The organism is Janthinobacterium saanense, assembly GCF_014200675.1.
In the GTDB taxonomy this organism is placed as follows: Bacteria; Pseudomonadota; Gammaproteobacteria; order Burkholderiales; family Burkholderiaceae_D; genus Janthinobacterium.
The window spans coordinates 226,212-249,708 of the sequence record NZ_JACHCI010000001.1 but is presented as its reverse complement, the minus strand read 5'-3'; the positions used below and the strand labels follow the sequence as shown (position 1 = coordinate 249,708).

Annotated in this window: 23 protein-coding genes and 1 riboswitch; of the genes, 13 read left to right on the top strand and 10 right to left on the bottom strand. The window is 59.9% G+C overall.

The annotated features are described in order from the left end of the window. Nucleotides 1-32: 32 nt before the first annotated feature. Nucleotides 33-1,160, bottom strand: coding sequence for a 4-hydroxyphenylpyruvate dioxygenase (hppD, locus tag HDE72_RS01215; RefSeq protein WP_183736935.1), 1,128 nt, complete (start codon nucleotides 1,158-1,160; stop codon nucleotides 33-35). 125 nt (nucleotides 1,161-1,285) lie between these two features. On the opposite strand from hppD, the gene HDE72_RS01210 reads away from it, so the two are divergent. Then, on the top strand, nucleotides 1,286-1,810 hold the full coding sequence (locus HDE72_RS01210; RefSeq protein WP_183736934.1) for an Lrp/AsnC family transcriptional regulator: 525 nt from the start codon (nucleotides 1,286-1,288) through the stop codon (nucleotides 1,808-1,810). A gap of 1 nt (nucleotide 1,811) precedes the next feature. Here HDE72_RS01210 and HDE72_RS01205 read toward each other — a convergent pair whose 3' ends face one another. From HDE72_RS01205 to HDE72_RS01190, 4 genes are all read right to left on the bottom strand, one after another. Then, nucleotides 1,812-2,516: a GNAT family N-acetyltransferase gene (locus HDE72_RS01205; RefSeq protein ID WP_183736932.1), complete on the bottom strand. Its 705-nt coding sequence runs from the start codon at nucleotides 2,514-2,516 to the stop codon at nucleotides 1,812-1,814. 94 nt (nucleotides 2,517-2,610) lie between these two features. Continuing rightward, entirely contained in the window at nucleotides 2,611-3,720 is a 1,110-nt protein-coding gene (locus HDE72_RS01200) for a multifunctional CCA tRNA nucleotidyl transferase/2'3'-cyclic phosphodiesterase/2'nucleotidase/phosphatase (protein ID WP_183736930.1), read from the bottom strand. A gap of 13 nt (nucleotides 3,721-3,733) precedes the next feature. After that, nucleotides 3,734-4,450 carry a glutathione S-transferase family protein gene (locus HDE72_RS01195; RefSeq protein ID WP_183736928.1) on the bottom strand — a complete coding sequence of 239 codons (717 nt, stop codon included), beginning with the start codon at nucleotides 4,448-4,450 and terminating at the stop codon, nucleotides 3,734-3,736. Nucleotides 4,451-4,463: 13 nt separating this feature from the next. Beyond that, on the bottom strand, nucleotides 4,464-6,440 hold the full coding sequence (locus tag HDE72_RS01190; protein WP_260176343.1) for a lytic transglycosylase domain-containing protein: 1,977 nt from the start codon (nucleotides 6,438-6,440) through the stop codon (nucleotides 4,464-4,466). An 86-nt stretch (nucleotides 6,441-6,526) separates the two neighbouring features. On the opposite strand from HDE72_RS01190, the gene HDE72_RS01185 reads away from it, so the two are divergent. Next, nucleotides 6,527-7,126 (top strand): 5-formyltetrahydrofolate cyclo-ligase, encoded by a 600-nt coding sequence (locus tag HDE72_RS01185; protein WP_183736926.1) that lies wholly within the window; start codon nucleotides 6,527-6,529, stop codon nucleotides 7,124-7,126. Between the two features lie 12 nt (nucleotides 7,127-7,138). Here the strand turns inward: HDE72_RS01185 and metF are convergent, their stop codons facing one another. The 3 genes from metF to ahcY form a co-directional block, all read right to left on the bottom strand. Beyond that, nucleotides 7,139-7,969, bottom strand: a complete 831-nt coding sequence (gene metF, locus HDE72_RS01180; RefSeq protein WP_183736924.1) for a methylenetetrahydrofolate reductase [NAD(P)H] — start codon at nucleotides 7,967-7,969, stop codon at nucleotides 7,139-7,141. After that, nucleotides 7,956-8,312: a phage holin family protein gene (locus tag HDE72_RS01175; protein WP_183736922.1), complete on the bottom strand. Its 357-nt coding sequence runs from the start codon at nucleotides 8,310-8,312 to the stop codon at nucleotides 7,956-7,958. Before HDE72_RS01175 ends, metF begins: the two co-directional genes overlap by 14 nt. An 82-nt stretch (nucleotides 8,313-8,394) precedes the next feature. After that, nucleotides 8,395-9,819: an adenosylhomocysteinase gene (gene ahcY, locus HDE72_RS01170; RefSeq protein ID WP_183736920.1), complete on the bottom strand. Its 1,425-nt coding sequence runs from the start codon at nucleotides 9,817-9,819 to the stop codon at nucleotides 8,395-8,397. A gap of 25 nt (nucleotides 9,820-9,844) precedes the next feature. Continuing rightward, nucleotides 9,845-9,913, bottom strand: a riboswitch (S-adenosyl-L-homocysteine riboswitch). Between the two features lie 164 nt (nucleotides 9,914-10,077). Between ahcY and HDE72_RS01165 the strand changes: the two genes are divergently transcribed. Next, nucleotides 10,078-10,347, top strand: coding sequence for a hypothetical protein (locus tag HDE72_RS01165; RefSeq protein ID WP_183736918.1), 270 nt, complete (start codon nucleotides 10,078-10,080; stop codon nucleotides 10,345-10,347). Nucleotides 10,348-10,458: 111 nt separating this feature from the next. Here HDE72_RS01165 and metK read toward each other — a convergent pair whose 3' ends face one another. Further along, entirely contained in the window at nucleotides 10,459-11,625 is a 1,167-nt protein-coding gene (gene metK / locus HDE72_RS01160) for a methionine adenosyltransferase (RefSeq protein ID WP_183736916.1), read from the bottom strand. Between the two features lie 187 nt (nucleotides 11,626-11,812). On the opposite strand from metK, the gene HDE72_RS01155 reads away from it, so the two are divergent. From HDE72_RS01155 to dapF, 3 genes are read left to right on the top strand one after another with little or no spacing between them, the layout of a single operon-like run. Further along, nucleotides 11,813-12,679 carry a lysophospholipid acyltransferase family protein gene (locus HDE72_RS01155; RefSeq protein ID WP_183736914.1) on the top strand — a complete coding sequence of 289 codons (867 nt, stop codon included), beginning with the start codon at nucleotides 11,813-11,815 and terminating at the stop codon, nucleotides 12,677-12,679. Further along, entirely contained in the window at nucleotides 12,676-13,554 is an 879-nt protein-coding gene (locus HDE72_RS01150) for an LpxL/LpxP family acyltransferase (RefSeq protein WP_183736912.1), read from the top strand. The genes HDE72_RS01155 and HDE72_RS01150 overlap by 4 nt, the downstream gene beginning before the upstream one ends. A gap of 10 nt (nucleotides 13,555-13,564) precedes the next feature. Then, nucleotides 13,565-14,428: a diaminopimelate epimerase gene (dapF, locus tag HDE72_RS01145; protein WP_183736910.1), complete on the top strand. Its 864-nt coding sequence runs from the start codon at nucleotides 13,565-13,567 to the stop codon at nucleotides 14,426-14,428. Nucleotides 14,429-14,439: 11 nt separating this feature from the next. On the opposite strand, the gene HDE72_RS01140 is transcribed toward dapF, so the two are convergent. After that, the gene (locus HDE72_RS01140) at nucleotides 14,440-15,930 is read right to left on the bottom strand and encodes a tetratricopeptide repeat protein (protein ID WP_183736908.1); all 1,491 of its coding nucleotides are present in this window, start codon (nucleotides 15,928-15,930) and stop codon (nucleotides 14,440-14,442) included. 447 nt (nucleotides 15,931-16,377) lie between these two features. Here HDE72_RS01140 and HDE72_RS01135 point away from each other — a divergent pair, with 447 nt between their 5' ends. The 7 genes from HDE72_RS01135 to hslU all read left to right on the top strand — a co-directional run bounded on the left by HDE72_RS01135 (nucleotide 16,378) and on the right by hslU (nucleotide 23,479). Next, the gene (locus HDE72_RS01135; RefSeq protein WP_183736906.1) at nucleotides 16,378-17,421 is read left to right on the top strand and encodes a porin; all 1,044 of its coding nucleotides are present in this window, start codon (nucleotides 16,378-16,380) and stop codon (nucleotides 17,419-17,421) included. A gap of 171 nt (nucleotides 17,422-17,592) precedes the next feature. Further along, nucleotides 17,593-18,270: a DUF484 family protein gene (locus HDE72_RS01130; RefSeq protein ID WP_183736904.1), complete on the top strand. Its 678-nt coding sequence runs from the start codon at nucleotides 17,593-17,595 to the stop codon at nucleotides 18,268-18,270. Between the two features lies 1 nt (nucleotide 18,271). Beyond that, nucleotides 18,272-19,219 (top strand): tyrosine recombinase XerC, encoded by a 948-nt coding sequence (locus tag HDE72_RS01125; RefSeq protein WP_183736902.1) that lies wholly within the window; start codon nucleotides 18,272-18,274, stop codon nucleotides 19,217-19,219. A gap of 130 nt (nucleotides 19,220-19,349) precedes the next feature. Further along, a complete protein-coding gene (locus HDE72_RS01120) occupies nucleotides 19,350-20,432 on the top strand; it encodes a CobW family GTP-binding protein (RefSeq protein ID WP_183736900.1) in 1,083 nt (360 codons plus the stop codon). A gap of 480 nt (nucleotides 20,433-20,912) precedes the next feature. After that, a complete protein-coding gene (gene dksA, locus HDE72_RS01115; RefSeq protein WP_183736898.1) occupies nucleotides 20,913-21,365 on the top strand; it encodes an RNA polymerase-binding protein DksA in 453 nt (150 codons plus the stop codon). A gap of 189 nt (nucleotides 21,366-21,554) precedes the next feature. Further along, complete coding sequence (hslV, locus tag HDE72_RS01110) at nucleotides 21,555-22,091, top strand: ATP-dependent protease subunit HslV (RefSeq protein ID WP_183736896.1); 537 nt, start codon at nucleotides 21,555-21,557, stop codon at nucleotides 22,089-22,091. Nucleotides 22,092-22,117: 26 nt separating this feature from the next. After that, on the top strand, nucleotides 22,118-23,479 hold the full coding sequence (gene hslU / locus HDE72_RS01105; protein WP_311735178.1) for an ATP-dependent protease ATPase subunit HslU: 1,362 nt from the start codon (nucleotides 22,118-22,120) through the stop codon (nucleotides 23,477-23,479). The last annotated feature ends 18 nt before the right edge of the window (nucleotides 23,480-23,497 follow it).

The window sequence follows — 23,497 nt, the reverse complement described above, 5'->3', positions numbered from 1 at the left end:
TGCCGGGCGCTCTTTTATTACTTGTTGTTACTTTAAGCTACGTTTTTATCCTGCAGCACGCCACGCTTGATCTGGTCCAGCTCGATCGATTCGAACAGGGCGCGGAAATTGCCTTCGCCAAAACCCTGGTCGCCCTTGCGCTGGATGATTTCAAAGAAGATCGGACCGATCACCGTCTGCGTGAAGATTTGCAGCAGCAGTTCGCGCTCGGTTTCCGTACTGTGGCCATCGATCAGGATGCGCAAACGGCGCAATTCTTCCAGCTGCTCGCCATGATTCGGCAAACGGCGGTTGACCAGTTCGTAATACGTCTCGATGGTGTCCTGGAAGTCGATGCCCGTGTCGCGCATGCCTTGTACCGATGAATAAATATCGTCCGTACCCAGGGCGATGTGCTGGATGCCTTCGCCGTGATAGGCGTCCAGGTATTCGGCGATCTGCGACTTGTCGTCCGACGATTCATTGATCGGGATGCGGATCTTGCCGCAAGGCGAAGTCATGGCTTTCGATTTCAGGCCCGTCAGCTTGCCTTCGATATCGAAGTAGCGCACTTCGCGGAAATTGAACAGGCTTTCATAAAAGCCCGCCCATTCCTTCATGCGGCCACGGTGCACATTGTGCGTCAGGTGGTCGATATAGGTCAGGCCATGGCCGACCGGGTTGGCGACGGCGCCGGGAATGGCGACGAAATCCACGTCATAGATGCTGATGTCGCCGATGCCGCCAGGCGCTGCGGCGTTTTCCTTGTCGGCGCCCTTGCCGCGCCAGCGGTCGACGAAGTACAGCAGCGAATCGCCCACGCCCTTGATGGCGGGAATATTGAGTTCCATCGGCCCGGTTTTATTGTCGAAACCCCAGGCACCCAGTTCCAGCGCGCGGCGGTACACAAACGCGGCGTCATCGACGCGGATGGCGATGGCGCACACGGACGGGCCGTGGTGACGGGCAAAACGCTGCGCGAACGAATCTTGTTCGGCATTGATGATGAAATTGATGTCGCCTTGACGATACAGGGTGACATCTTTATGGCGGTGGCGGGCGATGGCGGTAAAGCCCATGTTTTCGAACAGCTTGCCCAATGCTTTTGGGTCTGGCGCTGCATATTCTACAAACTCGAAACCATCGGTACCCATCGGGTTATCCCAGGGCTGAAATTGCATGATGTCTCCTCCAAGAAGTAGCGCACAGTATAGGCGTGGTCTGCGGGCATTAAATGCCAAAGATCTCCCGATGAACCGTGATTTGCGCAATAATATTGCGTGAAAGTCGAACCACCGGAGGAAGCATGAGCAAAATTACGCTGGATAAAACGGACCGCAAGATCCTCTCTGTCCTGCAGGCCGACGGCCGCCTGTCAAATCAGGACGTGGCCGAGCAAGTCAGCCTGTCGCCATCGCCATGCTTGCGCCGGGTAAAACGGCTGGAAGAAGCAGGCGTGATCCGCCAATATGTGGCCCTGCTGGACCCGGAAAAGATCGGCCTGGGCTTGCTGGCCTATGTGAATGTGCGGCTGGAAAAGCATAGCGACGCCACCGCCCACAGCACGGCGCGGGTGCTGGCGCCCAATCTGGTGACGACTACCTCGCCGCGCGCCGACTTCGCTGTTGCTGTCGCGCAATGGCCGGAAGTGGTGGCCTGTTACGCCATGACGGGAGAAATGGACTATCTGCTGCGCGTGCATGTGGAAGACATGGAGCATTTTTCGCGCTTCATGATGGCCACCTTGCTGCGCCACCCGGCCGTGCTGGATGTGAAGTCGAGCTTTGCCTTGCAGCGCATCAAGGATACCACCGCCCTGCCGCTGCTCTAGTTTACTGCGGCGGCAAAGATTTCTTGCGGCCCGGCAAGCGCTCGAACAGTTTGTAGGCGGCCCGGGCGTTCGCCTTGAAGGTGTAGTCGAACATGGCGAACTGCTCTTGCACGGCTTCCTTCAGCATGCTGGACGGGTCGGGCGGCAATACTTTCAAGTAAGCATCGGCTTCGCCATAGTCGCGCTGGATTTCCATGCCCGCCTTCTTGGCGATATGCATCATCGTCTTGTTGCTCGACAGGCAATGCATATACAGGGTATCGACATCATTGTTGCGGCAATGGATCGCTGCCCGCTGGAACAGCTTGGAGCCCACCCCCATGCCGCGCATGGATTTCGACACGGACACGCCAAACTCCGCCACCTGCTCCTTGGTCGTCACCACGTTTTTCGCCGGCGCCTGTTCCCTGGGAGCAAATGCCAGATGGCCCACGCCCACCAGCTTGAAGCTGCTGCTATACACGCCAAAAATCATGTCGCGCGAGAAATTCATCTTTTGCACATACTGCGCGACCAGTTCATCCGGCAAGGCGCTGCCAAACCGCAGTAAGCGGTCACTCTTCTCGAGCGACAGGAAGTGCTTCATCATGCGCCGGCGGTCGCGCTCATGCAGCTGCTTGACCAGCACGCTCGGACGCGCGCTGCCAGCGCCAGTGCGATTAAGCCAGCGCCTGAGCGGGTTTTGAAATAATTTGGCTAAGCTCACGTCAACTCCTGGGGGCGGTGTCGCTGCACAAAATGTTATCAAATAGCATTATTGTGCAGTGCAACATCCGGCCATTGTAGCGTATTCCCGCGCTTCAGGCTGACGGGCCATCGGCCAGGCCCAGGCGGGTCTTGACAGCCTCGACGCGTGCGGCATGGATGACAGCCGGAATGCGTTTGGGATCATCAACGCAGCCCTGCGCCAAGGCGCCCGCATTGACGGCGCGCGCTGCATCTAGCCCATCCTGCAACAAACTAGCTTGCGAAAAATCATCACCTGCACCGCATTGCAGCGCCTGCAGCAGCTGGCTAAAGCGCTGCGGCTTGCGAAAACCGTCGCAGCGTTCGAACAGGCTGACCAGGGTTTCCGCCGACGCGCTTGGCGCAAGTTCTACCTTGGCTGACTCACGCGCCACCATCACGGCCAGTTCGCGACAGTCATTCGGTACGCGCAGGCGCAGACTCAATTGATCGATCAGTTTGACTTGCACTTGCCGCATCAGCACGGCAAAGCGCACGGGCAAGTCAAGACCACGCGCGGCGGCCTCGTCTATCACTTGCAGCAGACGGGCGTCGATGGGCAGTTCGGGCATGATACGCACTAGGGCGCCGCACTCTTGCAACACCGTCAACATGCGCGATGGATGGGCTTCCAGCAAGCCCTTGGCGACTTCCTGCCACACGCGCTCGGCCACCAGGGCGTCGACTTCGCCGCCGTCCACCATGCTGCGCATCAAGTCCATGGTGGCGGGCGCCACCGTGAAACCGTCGAAGCGGGCGGCAAAGCGGGCCAGGCGCAAGATGCGCACGGGGTCTTCGCCAAACGCCTCGGATACATGGCGGAAAATTTTGTTGTGGATATCGGCAACGCCGCCAAACGGGTCGCTCAAGCTGCCATCATCGGCCTGGGCGATGGCATTGATGGTCAGGTCGCGCCGCACCAGGTCTTCCTCCAGGGTCACGTCGGGCGCCGTATGGAACACAAAGCCCCGGTAGCCGGGGGCCGTCTTGCGCTCGGTGCGGGCCAGCGCGTATTCTTCCTGCGTCTTCGGATGCAAAAAAACGGGGAAATCCTTGCCGACCGGACGAAAGCCCTTGCGCAGCATATCGTCGGGCGTGGCGCCGACGACCACATAATCGCGGTCCTTGATGGGCAAACCCAGCAGTTGGTCGCGCACTGCGCCACCGACCGTGTAAATCTTCATATTGAACTTCTCTTTAATCGGGTAAGGCGGCGTCGTGCTTGGGCGCCGTTTCCGTTTCCGCCAGTGCTTCTGCTATCCAGCGGGCCACGGCCGGGTGCGCCTGTACGCGCTCGCAATAGGCGTTCAGGGCTGGCGCCAGGGTCACGCCATAGGTGCGAAAACGCATGACGACGGGGGCGAAATACGCGTCGGCAATCGAAAAGTCGCCGAACAGGAACTGGTGATGGCCAAAGCGCGACAAGCACTCTTCCCAGATTTCGCTGATGCGGCCGATGTCCGCCTGGGCGGCAGCCGTGCGGCCACGGCCGGGCAGACTGGCCTTGATATGCATCGACATGTCGCGGCGCAAGCCGGCAAAGCCCGCGTGCATTTCAGCGCAGATGCTGCGGGCCATGGCGCGCGCGGCCACGTCTTGCGGCCACAGATGTTTATCCGGGAACTGCTCGGCCAGGTATTCGCAAATGGCCAGGCTGTCCCAGATGGTCATTTCGCCGGCCAGCAGCACGGGCACGCGGCCGCAAGCCGAGTATTCGGCGATTTTATTCACCGTATCGTGCTGGTCGAGCAAGACGCGCACTTCCTGGAAGGGAATGCCGAACGCCGTCATGGCCACCCACGGGCGCATCGACCAGGACGAATAATTCTTGTTGCCGATGATCAGGGTCAGGCCGGGCTCGCGCGCAGCAGCCAGGGCTTGCGTCAGGCTGGGATCGAGGATGGTCGTTTGCATGGGTCAGCTATGGTTAGTTGGATGCCGGCAAGTCGGCGGAAATGGCGCTGTTTTTCGGCCCGACTGTCCCCAGGCGCGATTTCAGCGACTGCGGGCTTTTTTCAAACAGGGCGGCGTAATACGTGGCATTGGACATCACGTTTTTCACGTAGCCGCGCGTTTCCGAATAGGGAATCGTTTCCGCGAAGACAGCGCCTTCCAGCGGCCCCGTCATGGCGGCGCGCCAGATGCGCAGCCGGCCCGGGCCCGCGTTGTAGGCGGCGCTGGCCAGCACTTGCGAACCGTCCAGGCCGCCCAGCACCATGTTCAGGTAATTGGTGCCCAGCATGACATTGGTGCGCACATCGCTCAAGGCTTCCACCACGAAATCGGTCAGGCCTATCTTCTTGGCCACATAGCGGGCCGTCGATGGCATCACCTGCATCAGGCCGGAAGCGCCCACATGCGATTGCGCATCCATGATGAAACGCGATTCCTGGCGTATCAAGCCATATACCCAGGCCTTGTCCAGGCCCAGCATTTGCGTGGCCGGATGCATCACGTCATCGTGCGGGGTCGGATAACGCTGCGTGTAATCGATTTCCAGGCGCGTGCGGTCCGAGGTGTTGACCATGCGGTCGAGGATATTGTTTTGACGTGCAAACTCGGCGGCGGCCAGATACTGGCGCTCCGTCATGCCGCGCAATTCCCAGTTCCACTCGCGCGTGCCTTCAAAGCGCAAACGCATATTGAAAAACTTCAGCGCCCGCTGCAAGCCCGGATTGGCGGCCATGGCGGCAATTTCTGTCGGGCTGACCGGTTTGCCGGGCGGCGGCAAGATCAAATGGTTGCCCAGCTCTTCGTTCGATAGCAGGCCATAGAAGTTCGATTGGTCGGCAATCGTGCGGTATAGCGACTCGGCCTGGGCATTCGGACGCCCCGGCGTTTCGGCCTGCAGCGCGCGTGCCAGCCAATAAATCCAGGTCGGATCGTCACGCAAGGCTTGCGGCATGGACTGGATCACCGATTTCACCTGCGGCCAGTTGCCTTCGCGCAAGGCAATCCGCGCCTTCCACTGTATCTGTTCCGAGCTCAACGGCGCGCCGGTGGCTTTTTGCCAATAATCCGACGCTTCCGGCGCCAGCGCATACGACGCTTGCAAGGCCAGGCTGGACCAGCCGATGGCGCGCTCTTGCGGCGTCAGTTTGGCACTGGCTTTGTCCAGCGCCACCACGCCCAGTTTCAAGGTGCTTTTCGCCATGCGGGCCACGGCCACCAGGTACATTTCATGGTCGGCGCGGCTCAGGCCCGGCCCCTTGGCCAGTACCAAAGCGGGCAAATCGATGGCTTGCGCCATTTTTGCATCCGATGCACCCAGCAGCAGCGCGATGCGGCGCGCCGGACCGGTGGCGTTGGTCTGGCCCGCCAGGCGGATTTGCGCCCATAAATCATTGCTGTCGAACTGGCCGCTTTGCGCCAGCGCGCCGATCAGGCTGCCGCAGGCTTCGCCATAACCGGGCGGCGACAGCAGCAATTTACGTGCATCGGCCGCCACGTTCTGGCCCTTGGCCACTTTCGACATCAGGGCATAACACTTGAGCTGGGTATCGTCATCGAGCACGAATTGGGGATATTGCTCGTCAAATACCACCCAGTCGCGCTTGCGGCCCAGTTCCAGCAGCCAGTCATTGCGGAAACGGTCGGCGATGGCGCTGCCCTGATAGCGGTTCAGGTAATCGCGGAACTGCGCTTCAGTGAGCTGCTTGATGCGCGGTTTCAGCCGATAATAGTCGACATAGGATGGAATCTGGTAATTTGTCAGGCGGTCGGCATAAAAGTCCGCCTTCTCGATGTCGTCCTTGCGCGCGGCGTCGCGCAGCAGCAAAAAGGCATCGTCATCGCTGCGCGTATCGGCGGCCAGCACCGGCGCAACTAAGGGGGCAACTGCGGGCACGGCGCCTGCAGCGGCAGGAGTGGCAAGGGCCTGGGCCAAGGCAGCCAGGGGGGACATGGCCGACGCCGCACACAGCATCGTACCGGCAATCCATTTTAATGGCGAAATCAATGTACGACTCTCAATTCTAACGTGATGGCGATATGAACAGCGACCCTAGAATAACATGCGATCCGGCTACCCGGCCACCCATCGCACCAGAGGAAAAAGCCGATTTGCGCAAAGCGCTGCTGACCACGCGGCGCAGCTTGCCCGAAGCCACGCGCCTGCAGTGGGATGAGGCCATCGCCCGGCGCCTGCTGGACTGGTGCGCACAAGAAAATATCACGCAACTGGGCGTGTACTGGCCGCTGCAGGGCGAGCCCGATCTGCACGCGGCATATGCGCAGCTGGCGGCCAGCGGCGTGGCCTTGGTCTTGCCGGTGGTGCTGGAAAAACACGCGCCGCTGGCGTTTTCGGCCTGGACGCCTGGTGAGACGATGGTCAAGGATGGCATGGGCGTGGCCGTGCCCAGCCTCTTGCGCTTGCGCCCGGCGCCCGCCGCGCTGCTGGTGCCCTGCCTGGGTTTTAACGCAGAACGTTACCGGCTCGGCTATGGCGGCGGTTATTACGACCGTACCCTGGCGCCAGCGCCGCGTCCGCGCACGGTCGGCATCGCCTATGCCTGCCTGGCGGCCGAATTTGTCTGCGGCCCATACGACATCGCCCTCGATCACATCGTGACCGAGGGCGATATCTTGTAGCTGCAAGCTGACCTATTTGACCAGGCGCTGCCAGAGGGCCGTGGTGGCGGCCGCCTGGTTCAGACTATAGAAATGCAAGCCAGGCGCGCCACCTTCGAGCAGGCGTTCGCACAGAGAGGTCACCACGTCCAGCCCGAAAGCCTTGATGGAAGCGCTATCGTCGCCAAAGCTGGCCAGTTTCAAACGCACCCAGCGCGGAATTTCCGCGCCGCACATCTCAGAAAAGCGCAACAATTGCGTGTAATTCGTGATCGGCATGATGCCGGCCACGATAGGCACGTTGATGCCCACCTTCTGCGTTTGCTCGATAAACTGGAAATACGCATCGGCATTGTAGAAGTACTGGGTAATGACCGAATCGGCGCCCGCCTGCACCTTGCGCACCAGCGCCTGCAAATCGTCTTGCGGCGAACGGGCTTGCGGATGCATTTCCGGATAGCCGGCCACTTCGATATGGAAATGGTCGCCCGTCTCGGCGCGGATGAATTCCACCAGTTCATTGGCGTAGCGGAACTCGCCCGCCCCACCGTAACCGCTGGGCAAGTCGCCGCGCAAGGCCACGATACGGCCCACGCCGGCATCCTTGAAGTCGGCCAGTACCTTGCGGATAGACTCGCGCGTACCGCCCACGCACGACAGATGGGGCGCGGCTTCTTCGCCGGCCGCCAGAATATCGCGCACGGTATCGAGCGTGCCCTGCTGGGTGCTGCCACCGGCGCCAAAGGTCACCGAATAATACTTAGGATGCAGTTCGGACAGTTTTGCCCGCGTGGCGCGCAACTTTTCCGTCCCTTCCGGAGTTTTCGGCGGGAAAAACTCAATGCTGAAGTTATGGTCTGCCATCGTTTTTACTCAAAAGTAAGGTCGACAGGGCCCAGGAAATAACGCTGTACAACAATGCGCCGCCCACGGCTGCCCAGAAACTGGTGACATGGAAACCATCGATGACCTGCGCCACCAGCCAGAACAGAAAGCCGTTGACGATCAGGATGAACAAGCCCAGCGACAATACCGTCACCGGCAAGGTCAGCAAGATTAACAATGGACGTAGCAGGGCGTTGACCAGGCCCAGCAAGGCAGCGGCCAGCAGCGCCGTCCAGCCACTGCTCATGGACACCGAGTGCATCAGATAAGGAACGGCAAACAGCGCTGCCGCGTTGATCAACCAAGTCAGTAGCAAGCGCATTTCTCTAGCCTGTCAAAAAGAAGGGTCAGGCCGGCGGCAGGCGCCGGCCTTCAGAGGGTGATGTACAGCCCCGCACTACCGATTAATAACGATAATGTTCTGGCTTGTATGGACCTTCTTGACGCACGCCGATGTAAGCGGCTTGCTCTTCAGTCAGTTCCGTCAGCTGCGCGTTCAACTTTTTGAGTTGCAAGCGAGCGACTTTTTCGTCCAGGTGTTTCGGCAAAGTGTACACGCCGACCGGGTAGTTGGCCGTGTTGGCGTACAGTTCGATCTGGGCGATGGTCTGGTTGGCGAACGAGGAGCTCATCACGTACGACGGGTGACCGGTACCGCAACCGAGGTTGACCAGACGGCCTTCAGCCAGCAGGATGATGCGGCGGCCCGACGGGAAGATGATGTGGTCGACTTGCGGCTTGATGTTTTCCCACTCATATTGTTTCAACGAAGCGACATCGATTTCATTGTCAAAGTGACCAATGTTGCAAACGATGGCTTGGTCTTTCATGCGCGTCAGATGATCGTGCGTCAGGATGTGGTAGTTGCCGGTGCAGGTCACGAAGATGTCGCCGTGTTCGCAAGCGTAATCCATGGTTACCACGCGGTAGCCTTCCATCGCCGCCTGCAGTGCGCAGATCGGATCGACTTCCGTCACCCAGACTTGCGCCGACAGGGCGCGCATGGCTTGGGCAGAACCCTTGCCGACATCACCGTAACCGGCGATGACAGCCACTTTACCGGCGATCATGACGTCGGTAGCGCGCTTGATGCCGTCCACCAGGGACTCGCGGCAGCCGTACAGGTTGTCGAATTTCGATTTCGTGACGGAATCGTTCACGTTGATTGCAGGGAAGGCCAGCTTGCCTTCTTTATGCATCTGGTACAAACGGTGCACGCCGGTGGTGGTTTCTTCGGTCACGCCCAGGATTTCCGGCAGACGCTTCGAGTACCAGGTCGGATCGACCAGCAAACGCTGCTTGATCGAGTTGTACAGGCAGATTTCTTCTTCCGAGCTTGGGTTGGCCAGCACCGACAGATCGGTCTCGGCGCGCACGCCCAGATGCAGCAGCAAGGTCGCGTCGCCGCCGTCGTCGAGGATCATGTTCGAATAAACAGCCTTGCCGTCGGCATGTGGCCATTCAAAGATGCGGTGCGTGTATTCCCAGTAGTCGTCCAGCGATTCGCCCTTGACGGCGAACACCGGCGTGCCGGCGGCAGCGATGGCGGCGGCGGCATGGTCTTGCGTGGAGTAAATATTGCACGACGCCCAGCGCACTTGCGCGCCCAGTGCTTCCAGGGTCTGGATCAGCACGGCGGTCTGGATGGTCATGTGGATGGAACCGGTAATGCGCGCGCCTTTCAAAGGCTGCGCAGCGGCGAATTCTTCGCGGATGGCCATCAGGCCAGGCATTTCCGTTTCAGCGATCTTGATTTCCTTGTCGCCCCAGGCGGCCAAAGTGATATCAGCGATGGAATAATCGTGTTGCGATTTGAGTACGGCGTTCATCACGCCCTCCTTTCAGTGTGAAAAAGGTACGTGAGCGCGGTTGCAGGATATTCCGAGCCTGGCGAATTTCTTCGTCGCAACGCTCCTCGGACCCGATATCTTACCATTGGCGCCCACTCTTCGCCAACCGATTCGGCGTCGCCAGGCAAATGTAAGCGTTTGTAATGTGCGTCAACGCATCAGTGCGCCACCGCGTTTTTTGCTCAGTGACACGGGAATCATCCCAGCACAAACAAACAACCACTTGAGGATTGCATCATGAAAAAAGTTATCGCTACCCTGATCGCCGGCCTGTTCGCTTCCGCTGCATTCGCTCAAGCACCAGCGCCAGCCGCATCGGCTCCTGCCGCTTCCGCACCGGTCGCCATGAAAGCCGCCGTCAAGCCAGCAGCCGAAGCGAAGGCAGCTACCGACACCAAGGCAGAAGCCAAAGTCACCAAAACCAAGCATCACGCTAAAAAAGCCAAGGCCAAAGCTGACGCCGCAAAAACGGAAGCCGCACCAGCAGCCGCTCCTGCCGCCAAGTAAGCTTTAGCAGCAATAGCAAAAAAGACAGGTTCGCCTGTCTTTTTTTTGTTTACAGACGTAAAAAAGCGCCCACGGCCTTGCGGCCGGGGCGCTTTTCTTCACACAGCCAGATTACTTCAGGCCGACAGCGTCACGCAGCAGGGCGACCTTGTCGGTACGTTCCCAGGTGAATTCCGGCTCTTCGCGGCCGAAATGGCCGTAGGCGGCGCTCTTCTGGTAGATCGGGCGCAGCAGGTCCAGCATTTGCACGATGCCTTTTGGACGCAAATCAAAGTGCGCCAGCACCAGCTTGGCGATTTCCGCATCGGGAATCACGCCCGTGCCTTCCGTGTAGACGGTGATGTTGATCGGCTTGGCCACGCCGATGGCGTAGCTGACCTGCACCTGGCATTGACGCGCCAGGCCGGCGGCCACGATGTTTTTCGCCACGTAACGTGCGGCATAGGCTGCCGAACGGTCGACTTTCGATGGGTCTTTACCCGAAAACGCGCCGCCGCCGTGCGGCGCTGCGCCACCGTAGGTATCGACGATGATCTTGCGGCCGGTCAAGCCGCAATCGCCTTGCGGGCCGCCGATCACGAAACGGCCGGTCGGGTTGACCAGGAATTTGGTGTCGGTCAGCCATTCGCGCGGCAGGATAGGCTTGATGATTTCTTCGATCACCGCTTCTTCGATCTGCGAATGCGAGATTTCCGGCGCATGCTGGGTCGACAGCACCACGGTGTGCACGCCGACCGGGCGGCCATCGACGTAGCGCAGGGTCACTTGCGATTTTGCGTCCGGACGCAGCCATGGCAAACGGCCATCCTTGCGCAGCTGCGACTGGCGCTCGACCAGGCGGTGCGCGTAGTGGATGGCCGCTGGCATCAGCTCGGCCGTTTCATCGCAGGCGTAGCCAAACATCAGGCCCTGGTCGCCGGCGCCTTGATCCAGGTCAATACCAGCGCCTTCATCGACGCCTTGCGCGATATCCGGCGATTGCTTGTCGTACGCCACCAGCACGGCGCAACCTTTATAGTCGATGCCGTATTCTGTATTGTCGTAACCGATGCGTTTGATGGTTTCGCGCGCAACTTGAATATAATCCACGTTGGCGTGGGTAGTAATCTCGCCAGCCAATACCACCAGACCGGTGTTGCACAGGGTTTCGGCAGCCACGCGGGCGGTCGGGTCCTGGGTCAGGATGGCGTCAAGGATGGCGTCGGAAATTTGATCGGCAACCTTGTCCGGATGGCCTTCCGAGACGGATTCGGAAGTGAAGAGATAGTCGTTTGACATTGCAAGCTCCTGATTACGATATGAATGTTCTGTCGCAGTAAAGAGGATTTGCCTGCGACGCTTTAGCGATATTTATATTCCGCTTCGCAAGTTGTCTATTAACTCGGCGGTACTGCATACGTGGTATTTTACGCTTCTTAAAAATTTTTAGCACGGCAACACGCCAACCGTAGAAAACAGATTATTCATGCTAGTCCCCATTTTCCGCTTTTTATCCATTTTTCCCCTGCCTGTTTTGCACGCTGTGGGCAGTGCGCTTGGCTGGGTAATTTACGCCATTTCCCCCTCCTATCGGCGCCGCATGCGTGAAAACATGCAGCGTGCAGGCTTTTCGCAACACTTGCACGCAGCCGTATCCGAAGCAGGCAAGAGCGTGCTGGAACTGCCTTTCATCTGGTGCGCGCCCGCCGAGCGCGTGGCGCGCCATGCCACCGTGGAAAACTGGGAACTGGTCGAACGCGCGCTGGCGCATGGCCGCGGCATCGTGTTCCTGACGCCACATCTGGGCTGCTTTGAAATCGTCGCGCAGCAAATCGCCCTGCGCACGGCATTGACCGTGATGTACCGCCCGCCAAAACGGGCTGCGCTGAAACCGCTGATCGAAGGCGCCCGCGCGCGCGAAAACCTGATGCTGGCGCCCGCCAATATGTCGGGCGTGCGCATCTTTGCCAAATGCCTGAAAAAAGGCCAGCCTATCGGCTTGCTGCCAGACCAGGTGCCGCAAGAGGGCGAAGGCGTGTGGGCCGATTTCTTCGGCCGCCCCGCGTACACCATGACCTTGCCGGCCAAGCTGGCGCATATGGGCGGCGCCGAAGTCATCATCACCTATGCCGAGCGCCTGCCAGGCGGACGCGGCTACCGCGTGCATTTCGTGCCGTTCACCGAGTCGCTGGACTGCCCTTCGGCGCAGCAGGCGCGCACCATCAACGCGGCCATGGAACAATTGATCGCGCGCAGCCCCGCACAATATCTGTGGAGCTACAACCGCTATAAAGTGCCACGCGGTGCGCCGCCACCGGGCGCCGCCAGCAGCGATGCAGGAGAGCAGGCATGAGGTTGCTGCTTGCCCTGATGTGGCTGCTGCACTGGCTGCCCCTGCCGATTCTGGGCCGCTTTGGCGTCGCCGTCGGCAGCCTGCTGTTCATCGCCATGCCCAGCCGGCGCAAGATCGCGCTGACCAATTTGCGCCTGTGCATGCCGGAATTGTCGGAAAAGGAACGCGTGGCGCTGGCGCGCCAGCATTTCCAGGCCTATTCGCGCAGCGTATGGGAACGCGCCATCCTGTGGTGGGCTTCGGAAGAGCGCCTGAACCGCCTGATCAAGAAGGTGCCTGCGTTTCCGGGGCAACTGATCGCCTCCAAACCAACCATTTTGCTGTGCCCGCATTTCGTTTGCCTCGACGTCGCGGGCGCCGCCACGGCGATGGAAATTTCCGCTTCGTCGATGTATGCACAGCAAAAGAATGCCGTGTTCGATAAAGCCTTGCGCGACGGGCGCTCGCGCTTCAAGCCTTCAAAACTGTTTACCCGCCAGGATGGCATCAAGCCCATCTTGCGCGCCCTGCGCGATAACTTGCCTTATTTCATGCTGCCTGACATGGATTTCGGCGAAAAAGACGCAGAATTCGTGCCTTTTTTTGGTGTGCCGGCCGCTACCCTGACCGCCACGGCGCGCCTGGCGCTGGCCGCCAGGGCCCAGGTGATTCCCGTGATCGCCACCTTCCTGCCCGATTACCAGGGCTGGAAAGTGACGTATTATCCACCGTGGGACGACTACCCCGGCGACGACATCACGGCTGCCACGCGCCGCATGAATGCCTTCATCGAAGAGCGCGTGCGCGAAGCGCCGGCCGAATACTTCTGGACCCATAAACGCTTCAAGACGCGCCCCGAAGGCGAGGCTTCGTTCTACCATAACCAAGACCAGTGATCGCCCTACCATGAAACTCCAGTTCACCAAGATGCATGGCGCCGGCAATGACTTCATCGTCATCGACGCCATCAACCAGCAGGTCGATTTCACGCCGGCCCAGTGGCAAAGCCTGGCCGACCGCCGCTTCGGCATCGGCGCCGACCAGATACTGGTGGTGGAAAAAGCCCGCCTGCCCGGCTGCGACTTCCGCTACCGCATCTATAACAACGATGGCGGCGAAGTCGAGCAATGCGGCAATGGCGCGCGCGCCTTCGTCAAGTTCGTCAGCGAAAAAGGCTTGACCGGCAAAGCCTCCATCAGCGTGGAAACCATGGCCGGCGTGATCACGCCACGGCTGGAACTGGACGGCAGCATCACGGTCGACATGGGCGCCCCCGTACTGGAGCCTGGCCTGGTGCCGTTCGATGCGAGCGGCCTCGACGGTGTGACGGAAGGTGCAGACACCTTGTGGCCGCTGGACCTGGCCCTGCCTGGCACGGCCGCCACGGTGCTGGTGTCCGTCGTTTCCATGGGCAATCCGCATGCGGTGCAAGTGGTCGATGATGTCGATGGGCAAGACCTGGAAAGCTCGGGCCCGCTGATCGAACACCACCGGCGTTTTCCGCGCAGGGTCAACGCCGGCTATATGCAGGTAGTGGACCGCCAGCACGTAAAACTGCGCGTGTATGAACGGGGCGCCGGCGAAACCCTGGCCTGCGGCACGGGCGCTTGCGCCGCTGCCGTGGCCGGTATCCGCCGTGGCTTGCTCGACTCGCCCGTACGCATCAGCGCCCGCGGCGGCGAACTGTCGATCGCCTGGCAAGGCGAAGGCCAGAGCGTGCTGATGACGGGCCCGGCTGTCACCGTGTTTGAAGGCACGATCGAGCTGTAAGCCAACAGCAACTATGCCGCCAGGAACTCCCGTTCCGGCGGTGTTTCCAATTCTGTCAGATAACATTTCAAGCGGTACAGGCGCTGGCGATAATTGCCTTCCGCCCCCTCCACACCGCAATCGACCTGCTCGAACACGCGTACTACACGGTCGAGCAGATGGCGTTCCTGTGCCGTGCGTATCAGCACCAGCCGCCGTTTGCCACGACCGTGGGTGGCGCTGATATCGATCACCAGACAATGCCCCTGATCAGCCGCATGGATATCGAGCAACAAGGCTTCCGCACGCGACAGATGAAAACAGCGCGCCAGTTCCAGCCGCGCCGCCAGCAAGGGCTGGCTTTGAAGCAATTGACGCCGCTGCGATCCGCCATGGGCCACGCTGCCCTGGCCCCACTCGCCAGTGTCGCCACAAGGGGCGATCTTCGCCAGCGCCAACTCCGCTTCGCTGCAGCCCTGCGCTTGCGCCTGCAGCAACCAGTAGGCGGCGCGCACATCGCTGTTGCCGCCTTCGCGCCGGTTACGCCAGGCATGCATGCCGCATTCGAGCTGGGCCGGTGCATGCCCCAGGTCGGCGGCACGCTCCAGGCAGGATTGCGCTTCGATCACATTGCGTTGCGAAAATTCAGGTTTGATATAGATACGCGACAGCACGAACCAGGCGTCCGCCAGACCCTGCTCGCCAGCCTGCGTCAGCCAGCGCACGGCGCGCTTGAAATTGGCCGCGCCACTGCGCGTGGCGAGGCGCCGGCCGTGCGCATCCATGCGCGCAAAGCCCAGTCCCAGTTCCAGCTGTGCCGTGCGGTCGCCGCCATGGGCCGCCAGCTCGCAGCATTGCCAGCTTTCCGGTGCGTCAGTCAGGGCCAGCGCCTGGGCACAGCGCGATAGCAGCAACACCTGCTGCCTTTCCAGTGTCATGCGGCCAGCGCCCTGCACCGCCTGGCGCCGCAACAATTCCCGCGCCAGCGGCAAGGCGCGCGACACATAGCCGCCCTGGTCGCCGCTGCACCACGCCTGTTCCAGCCAGGCATACAGCGGCGCGCCATGGATGCCGCCCGGTTCGCAGACATCGCTATCCGCGAGACCCGGGCCATCTTCGCGTGAGAGCAGCCATTGCGCCTCTGGCAAGCCGGCACGCACCGCCGCTTCCAGTGCCAGCCTGGCCTTGGCCCGCAAGATGTTGCAATCAAAACTGGCGTTGCCCAGTACCAGCTGGGCCAGCACCAGGCCCGCTTGCGCCAGCCCGGCGTCAAACGCCTGTTGATAATAGGGGATCAGCGTCCTGGCCGACGGCAGCGCCACCTCGAACGGCACGTGCGTGCCGATCAGCAAACAAGCTTCCTCGCTCTGCTCCTGCGCCGCCCGCGCCAGCCAGTGCAAGGCGGTGGGCACACTGCGCGGTACGCCCTGGCCAAACAGATACACCCTGCCCAATGCCAGCTGGCAGCGTACATCGCCGGCCCTGGCCCCTTTGATCAAGCCTAGTATTTCGCGATTTGCCATCGATTCTCGATATTGAGTCAATGATTCTAATAATGTGCAGTCTCCGGGTCTGTTCACGCCTGCCATCCCAAAAAGAGATGTCATATTGATCAGCCTGTCTCACAGTGTAACGTCCTCACCCCGAAAAAATCGTGGAAAACGGACAAAAACTTGATTTAGCGCAACATTTTCTTTATCACTCATCACCTAGCTGCTATCATTTTACCAATAGCGAAATAGCTAATGACAGCGGGAACACGCTGGAACCGCCACCCTGTGCAGCGTTACAAAAATACAACAGCCGATGCGCTTTATGGTGCTTTTCACCAATCTTTTCACGCCTATTTGACCAATCCCATGTGGCTGGCGTGCTGAACACTTAAGGTTGCTTCATCGGAATGCAGTATTTGCCGCGTTTCAATCTGCTCGGGACTCTGACGGAAATCACTTTTATATAGGGAATCAGACATGAAAAAATCACTCGTTGCCATCGCCATCTTCGGCGCATTCGCCGGTGCCGCACATGCACAGTCGTCCGTCCAGATCTACGGCACGATCGATGCCGGCATCGCCAAAGCCACCGGCAACACCGCCATCGTCACCAAACGTGACAACAACAAACTGGGCTTCAAGGGTACGGAAGACCTGGGCGGCGGTTTGAAAGCGCTGTTCCAACTGGAAATCCGCTACGAATCCGATACCGGCACGCTGGAAAACAACACCCGTCCCCTGTTCCAGGGTCAAAGCCGCGTCGGCCTGCAAGGCGACTTCGGTACCGTGCGCCTGGGCCGTGGCTTGACCGCTTTCCAGGAAACGAGCACCTACTTTGAACCATGGTCGGGCATGCCTACGCCAGTCGGCTTCCAGACCGACCTGCAAGTGGCCGGCTACAGCAGCGATCCGCTGAGCCCGGCTGGCAACTCGCGTAACCGCTTCTCGAATGCCGTGTTCTATAACTCGCCCGTCATCGAAGGCTTCCAGTTCAACGCCACCGTGGCGTCCAAGGAAGGTACCGGCAACGCCGCCATCGGATTCGTAGCGCCATCGGCAGCTAACCCGAGCGGCAACTACGCCGTGGCAGCCAATGCGCAGGCAGGCTCGAATCCTTACTCGGTCTCGGTGACCTACACCAACCCGCTGTTTGCACTGATGGGCGCTTACGAGCGCAATGCCCTGCAGGCCAAACTGTGGTCGGTCGGCGGCTCGGTCAATCCGCTGGATTCGGGACTGAAACTGATGGCTTCGTACCAGCATCAGAATGATGAAAACTTCAAAATCATCAACACCAACACCAAGGCGTGGCTGGTCGGCGCCAACTACGATGTCGGCCCAGGCAAGATTCGCGCTGGTTACGGTCAAAAAACGCCGGATGGCGTCACCAAGACCAAGCAGGCATCGCTGGGCTACGATTACAATCTGTCGAAACGCACCTATCTGTACGCAGATATTTCGAACAAGAAAACCGTCAGCTCGGCCAATTACATCGGCGTCGGTCTGCACCACAACTTCTGATGCCGGCAACGGGCGCCCGCAGCGGGCGCCTTCGCAGCGCAGAAAACAAAGCGGCATGGGCAACCATGCCGCTTTTTTCATGCCAACAAGGAACAGTGCCAACTTTGCCCCGTCTGCAGCGCACTCTCGGTTAGAATCAAGCGTTCATCTTTCTTCCTCCTGACACCAACCATGACTGCCACACTCGATTCAAGCACCGTCGCCCAGTATCTGAGCGAGCACCCGGACTTCTTCGCAGAACACACCAGCCTGCTCGGTGAAGTTAAGCTCAGCAGTCCGCTGACAGGACGTACCATCTCGCTGCAGGAGCGGCAGATGGAAGTGATGCGCGACAAGTACAAGGCGCTGGAACTGCGCATGTCCAAACTGAGCCGCGTCGCCGAAGAAAATGGCGCAATTGCCAGCAAATTCCACGGCTGGAACCAGGCCATGCTGCAGGTGCGCGACGATGCCGCCATGCCGCGCGTGCTGGTCGACGCCCTGCAAAGCAATTTCGGCGTGCCCCATGTCAGCCTGCGCCTGTGGCAGCTGGCGCCCGAATACGCCGACGCCTGGTATAGCCAGAACATCACGGCCGATGTGCGCATGTTCGCCAATGGCTTGCAAACCCCGTATTGCGGCAGCAACCACGACTTTGAAGCCGTGCAATGGCTGCAGGCAGACAAGGTGGAATCGACCGTCATGATCGCCCTGCGCACGCCGGGCACGGGCGACACCTTCGGCTTGCTGGTGCTCGGTTCGCCTGACAGCGAACGCTTCACCTCCAGCATGGGCACCGATTTCCTGGTGCATATCGGCGCCACCGCCAGCGCTGCGCTGCATGCGCTGGTGGCAGCCAGGCTGCACTGATATGCCTGCCTCGCGCAGCAAGGCTGACTGGCTGGACGCCTACCTGGCCCAGCTGGCCACGCAGCGCAAGCTGTCGCCGCACACGGTGGCGGCCTACGCGCGCGACCTGCGCGAGTTGCTGACGCTCAGCGCAGATATCGCCTGGACCGCGCTGGCGCATAACGAAGTGCGCCGCTACACGGCCAAGCTGCATGCGGGCGGACTCGATCCGCGTTCGATCGCGCGCAAGCTGTCCTCGTGGCGCGGCTTTTTTAATTGGCTCAGCGGTGAAACGGTGCTTGACGCTAACCCGGTGGACGGCATCCGCGCCCCCAAGCGGGCCAAGAGCCTGCCCAAGGCCTTGTCGGTCGATGATGCAGTGCGCCTGGTCGCGCCTGCGGCCCACCCGCAAGGCAAGCCGGAGCCGGAACAGCTGTGCAACCGCGCCATGTTCGAACTGCTGTATTCCAGCGGATTGCGGGTGTCCGAGCTGACCAGCCTCGATACGCATTATTGCAAGGCAGAAAACGGCTTGCCCGCCTCGCTGGGCTGGATCGACATGGCCAGCTTCGAAGTCATCGTCACCGGCAAGGGCAGCAAGATGCGCAAGGTGCCCGTTGGCAAGGCCGCCCTGGTCGCCTTGTCAAGCTGGCTGGCCGTGCGCCCGCCGGCCCGGGATGGCAGCGCTGCCCTGTTTTTAAGCACGCGTGGCACGCGCATTTCGCCCAGGGTGCTGCAATTGCGTTTGAAAGCACATGCGCTGAGCGCTGAGATTCCCGCCAATGTGCATCCGCACGTGCTGCGCCACTCGTTTGCCTCGCACGTGCTGCAATCGTCGGGCGACCTGCGCGCCGTGCAGGAAATGCTGGGCCATGCCAGCATCACCTCGACCCAGGTCTACACGGCGCTCGATTTCCAGCACCTGGCCCAGGTGTATGACCAGGCCCACCCGCGCGCCAAGCTCAAATAAGCAAACCCGCAGCCTGATCCATATCAAGCGGATAGCCGCTGTTTGCAAGCATTTGCAAAATTCCGGCATAATCGTCCGGATTCGCCGACTTGTACGGCGGCACCACCGACACACAGCATAGGCACTCTTCATGGCACTGATACCAACCACCATACTCACCGGTTTCCTGGGCGCCGGCAAAACCACCTTGCTCAACCGCATATTGCAGGAAGACCATGGCATGCGCATCGCCGTGATCGAGAACGAGTTTGGCCAGGAAAATATCGACAATGAAATCCTGGTGCAGGACAGCAACGAACACATCATCGAGATGAACAACGGCTGCATCTGCTGCACCGTGCGCGGCGACCTGATCGTGGCCCTGACGGCGCTGGCGCAAAAGCGCGACGCCGGCCTGCTGGCATTTGACCGCATCGTCATCGAAACCACGGGCCTGGCCAATCCCGGCCCGGTGGCGCAAACCTTCTTTGTCGATGAAGAAGTGGGCAGTCATTACATGCTTGACGCCATCATCACCGTGGTCGATGCGCGCCATGCCATGAAACAGCTCGACGAATACGAAGAAGCGCAGCGGCAAGTGGGCTTTGCCGACAAGCTCTTGCTGTCGAAAACCGACCTCGTCAGCGAAGACGACGTGGCCGCATTGACGCGCCGCATCAAGCGCATCAATCCGCGCGCACCGATAGGCAAAGTCGATTTTGGCCGTGCGCCGATTGCCGAAGTGCTCGATATCCGCGGTTTCAACCTGAATGAAAAGCTGGAACTGGACCCGGATTTCCTGGCCACCGAAAGCGCCCATGTACATGACCACGACCATGCGCATGAGCATGAGCACGCCGATGAGCACAAGCATGAGCACAGCGATGCCTGCGCTACTGACTGCGGCCACCACGACCATCATCACCCGCAGCACAGCGACGATATCGCCGCCTTTGTTTTCAAGAGCACGCAACCGTTCGACAGCGCCAAGCTCGACGAGTTCCTGGGTGGCCTGGTGCAAGTGTATGGTCCGCGCATGTTGCGCTACAAAGGGGTGCTGCTGATGCAGGGCGCCGAGCGTAAAGTCGTATTCCAGGGCGTGCACCAGCTGATGGGTAGCGACCTGGGCGCCAAATGGGGCGAAGATGAAGTGCGCGGCAGCAAAATGGTGTTTATTGGCAAAAATCTACCAAAAGACATTTTTATTCGCGGACTCGAACAATGTTTGGTATAAACTAGCCGGGTTTTGCAAAAGGCCCGTTGCAAACAGGAAAGGGAAAGAAAACACGCTTTTCCCTCTGTCTGACGACGATTTTGCTGGAACTTGCTGGAATAAACCAACAAGTGGCCGTATCTGATCTGCCCGTCAACAAATCGGGATGGCAATATAAAGCAAAGCGTGCCAAAATCAGCGACGAAAACGGCCCTTGTCGTTAACCTGTCATGAAATGCTGGCAAACTGCCGCTGGCCATTGCCAGGCATGAAATCGATCCACCCCACTACGCAGGTCGACGCACGCAACAGCGAGACTGGCATATAGCGGTAAAAAGTTATCAACATGGCAAATGCAGCCGGATAGCAGTCTGCCGGCAAGCCAAGGTCGCAAGCAGTACAGCCGGACAGCAATGCCAAGCGGAACCTGTACAGTTGCTCGGCATCGCCGCAGTAACTGATCAATTTGAAAACTCTGTCGTATCGAAGGTAAGCGAAGTTATGACCAAAACTAATAAATCGACCCCGGCCGCCAACCAAGAGATCCCTCTCATCAGCGAAGAGCAAATTCGCGCCATGAGCGAGGACGACTACATGAATGCAGCCCAGCTGGCATTCTTCAAGGCGCGTCTGCAACAGCTCGAGAAAGACTTGCTGAAAAACGCAGGCGAAACCACCGAACATTTGCGCGAAACGGTGCTGGTGCCCGATCCGGCCGACCGCGCCACGATCGAGGAAGAGCATGCGCTGGAACTGCGCACGCGCGACCGCGAACGCAAACTGCTGAAAAAAGTACAACAATCGATCGCCAGCATCGACGGCGGCGATTACGGCTGGTGCGAAGAAACGGGCGAGCCTATCGGCATCCCCCGCCTGATCGCCCGCCCGACCGCCACCCTGTCGCTGGAAGCCCAGCAACGGCGCGAACTGAAACAGAAACTGTACGGCGACTGATCGCCCGGCCCTGGCGGCCATCCCTGAAAAAAGCATGCAACTTCCTTGCATGCTTTTTTTTCGTCCAGCTCCGGCTACACTGGAACAAGCACATCTCTCCTGAATCCGGCTTGCAATTGCCTTTTCCATCCCCATTTTTGAACAATCGGTGCGCCATCGCACGGCTTTGCACGAACTTTTGAGGTCAATATGGAACAATTTCACGGCACCACCATCCTCTGCGTACGGCGCGGCAAGCAAGTCGCCCTGGGCGGCGACGGCCAGGTAACACTGGGCAACATCGTCATGAAGGGCACGGCCCGCAAGGTACGCAAGCTATATCAAGGTAAGGTGCTGGTGGGTTTCGCCGGCGGCACGGCCGACGCCTTCACCCTGCTCGACCGCTTTGAAGGCAAGCTGGAAAAACACCAGGGCAATTTGCTGCGCGCCTCGGTAGAACTGGCCAAGGACTGGCGCACCGACCGCGTGCTGCGCCGCCTGGAAGCGATGCTGCTGGTGGCCGACAGTGAATCGACCTTGGTCATCACCGGTAATGGCGACGTGCTGGAGCCGGAAGACGGCATTGGCGCGATCGGTTCGGGCGGCACCTACGCCCAGTCGGCCGCCAAGGCGCTGCAGGAAAATACGGATTTGTCGCCAGCCGAAGTGATCAAGAAGTCGCTGACCATCGCTGCCGAACTGTGCATTTATACGAATATGTCGCACATCATCGAAACTTTAGATTAAGCACGAAAGCCGAGCAGATTATGATCATGAACATGACCCCGTTGGAAATCGTCGCTGAACTCGACAAGCATGTGGTGGGACAAGGCAAGGCCAAGCGCGCCGTCGCGATCGCCTTGCGCAACCGCTGGCGCCGCCAGCAGGTGGCCGAGCCGCTGCGCCATGAAATCACGCCGAAAAATATACTGATGATCGGCCCTACGGGCGTCGGCAAGACCGAAATCGCGCGCCGCCTGGCCAAGCTGGCCGAGGCGCCCTTCATCAAGATCGAAGCCACCAAGTTCACCGAAGTGGGCTATGTCGGCCGCGACGTGGACACCATCATCCGCGACCTGATCGACATCGGCATCAAGCAGACGCGCGCCTCGGAAATGAAAAAAGTACGCGTGCGCGCCGAAGATGCGGCGGAAGACCGCATCATCGATATCCTGGTGCCGCCAGCGCGCGACTTCGGCTTCACGCCGAATACGGCAGCGGCAGTCGACACCGGCGGCAGCGGCAGCGGCGACAGCACGCGCCAGACTTTCCGCAAGCGTCTGCGCCAGGGTGAGCTGGACGACAAGGAAATCGAGATTGAGCTGGCCGAAGCGGGCCCGCAAATGGAAATCATGGCGCCACCGGGCATGGAAGAAATGACGGAGCAGATCAAGTCCATGTTTTCGGGCGCGGGCCAGGCACGCAAGAAGGCGCGCAAGGTCAAGATCAGCGAAGCGTTGAAACTGCTGATCGAGGAAGAAGCGGCCAAGCTGCTCAACGAAGACGAGCTGAAACAGAAGGCGATCCAGAACGTGGAACAGAACGGCATCGTCTTTCTGGACGAGATCGACAAGATAGCCTCGCGCTCGGAGTCTGGCGGCGCCGACATTTCGCGCGCCGGCGTGCAGCGCGACCTGCTGCCGCTGGTCGAAGGCACGACGGTGAACACCAAGTACGGCATGATACGCACGGACCATATCCTGTTCATCGCCTCGGGCGCTTTTCACTTGTCGAAACCGTCCGACCTGATCCCGGAATTGCAGGGGCGCTTCCCGATCCGCGTGGAACTCGAATCGCTGTCGATCTCCGATTTCGAGCGCATCCTGACCAGCACCGACGCCTGCCTGACGATGCAGTATGAAGCCTTGCTGGCGACCGAAAACCTGAAGCTGCAATTTGCGCCGGAAGGCATCACGCGCCTGGCTGAAATCGCCTACTCGGTCAACGAGCGCACGGAAAACATCGGTGCGCGCCGTTTGCACACGGTGATGGAAAAGCTGCTGGAAGAAGTATCGTTTACGGCCAGCGAAGGCAGTAGCACCAGCGAAAACCTGCTGGTCATCGATGCCGCCTACGTGAACCAGCGCCTGGAAGCGCTGTCGGTCAACGAAGACCTGTCGCGCTACGTGTTGTAACTGCATGCTGTAATCACG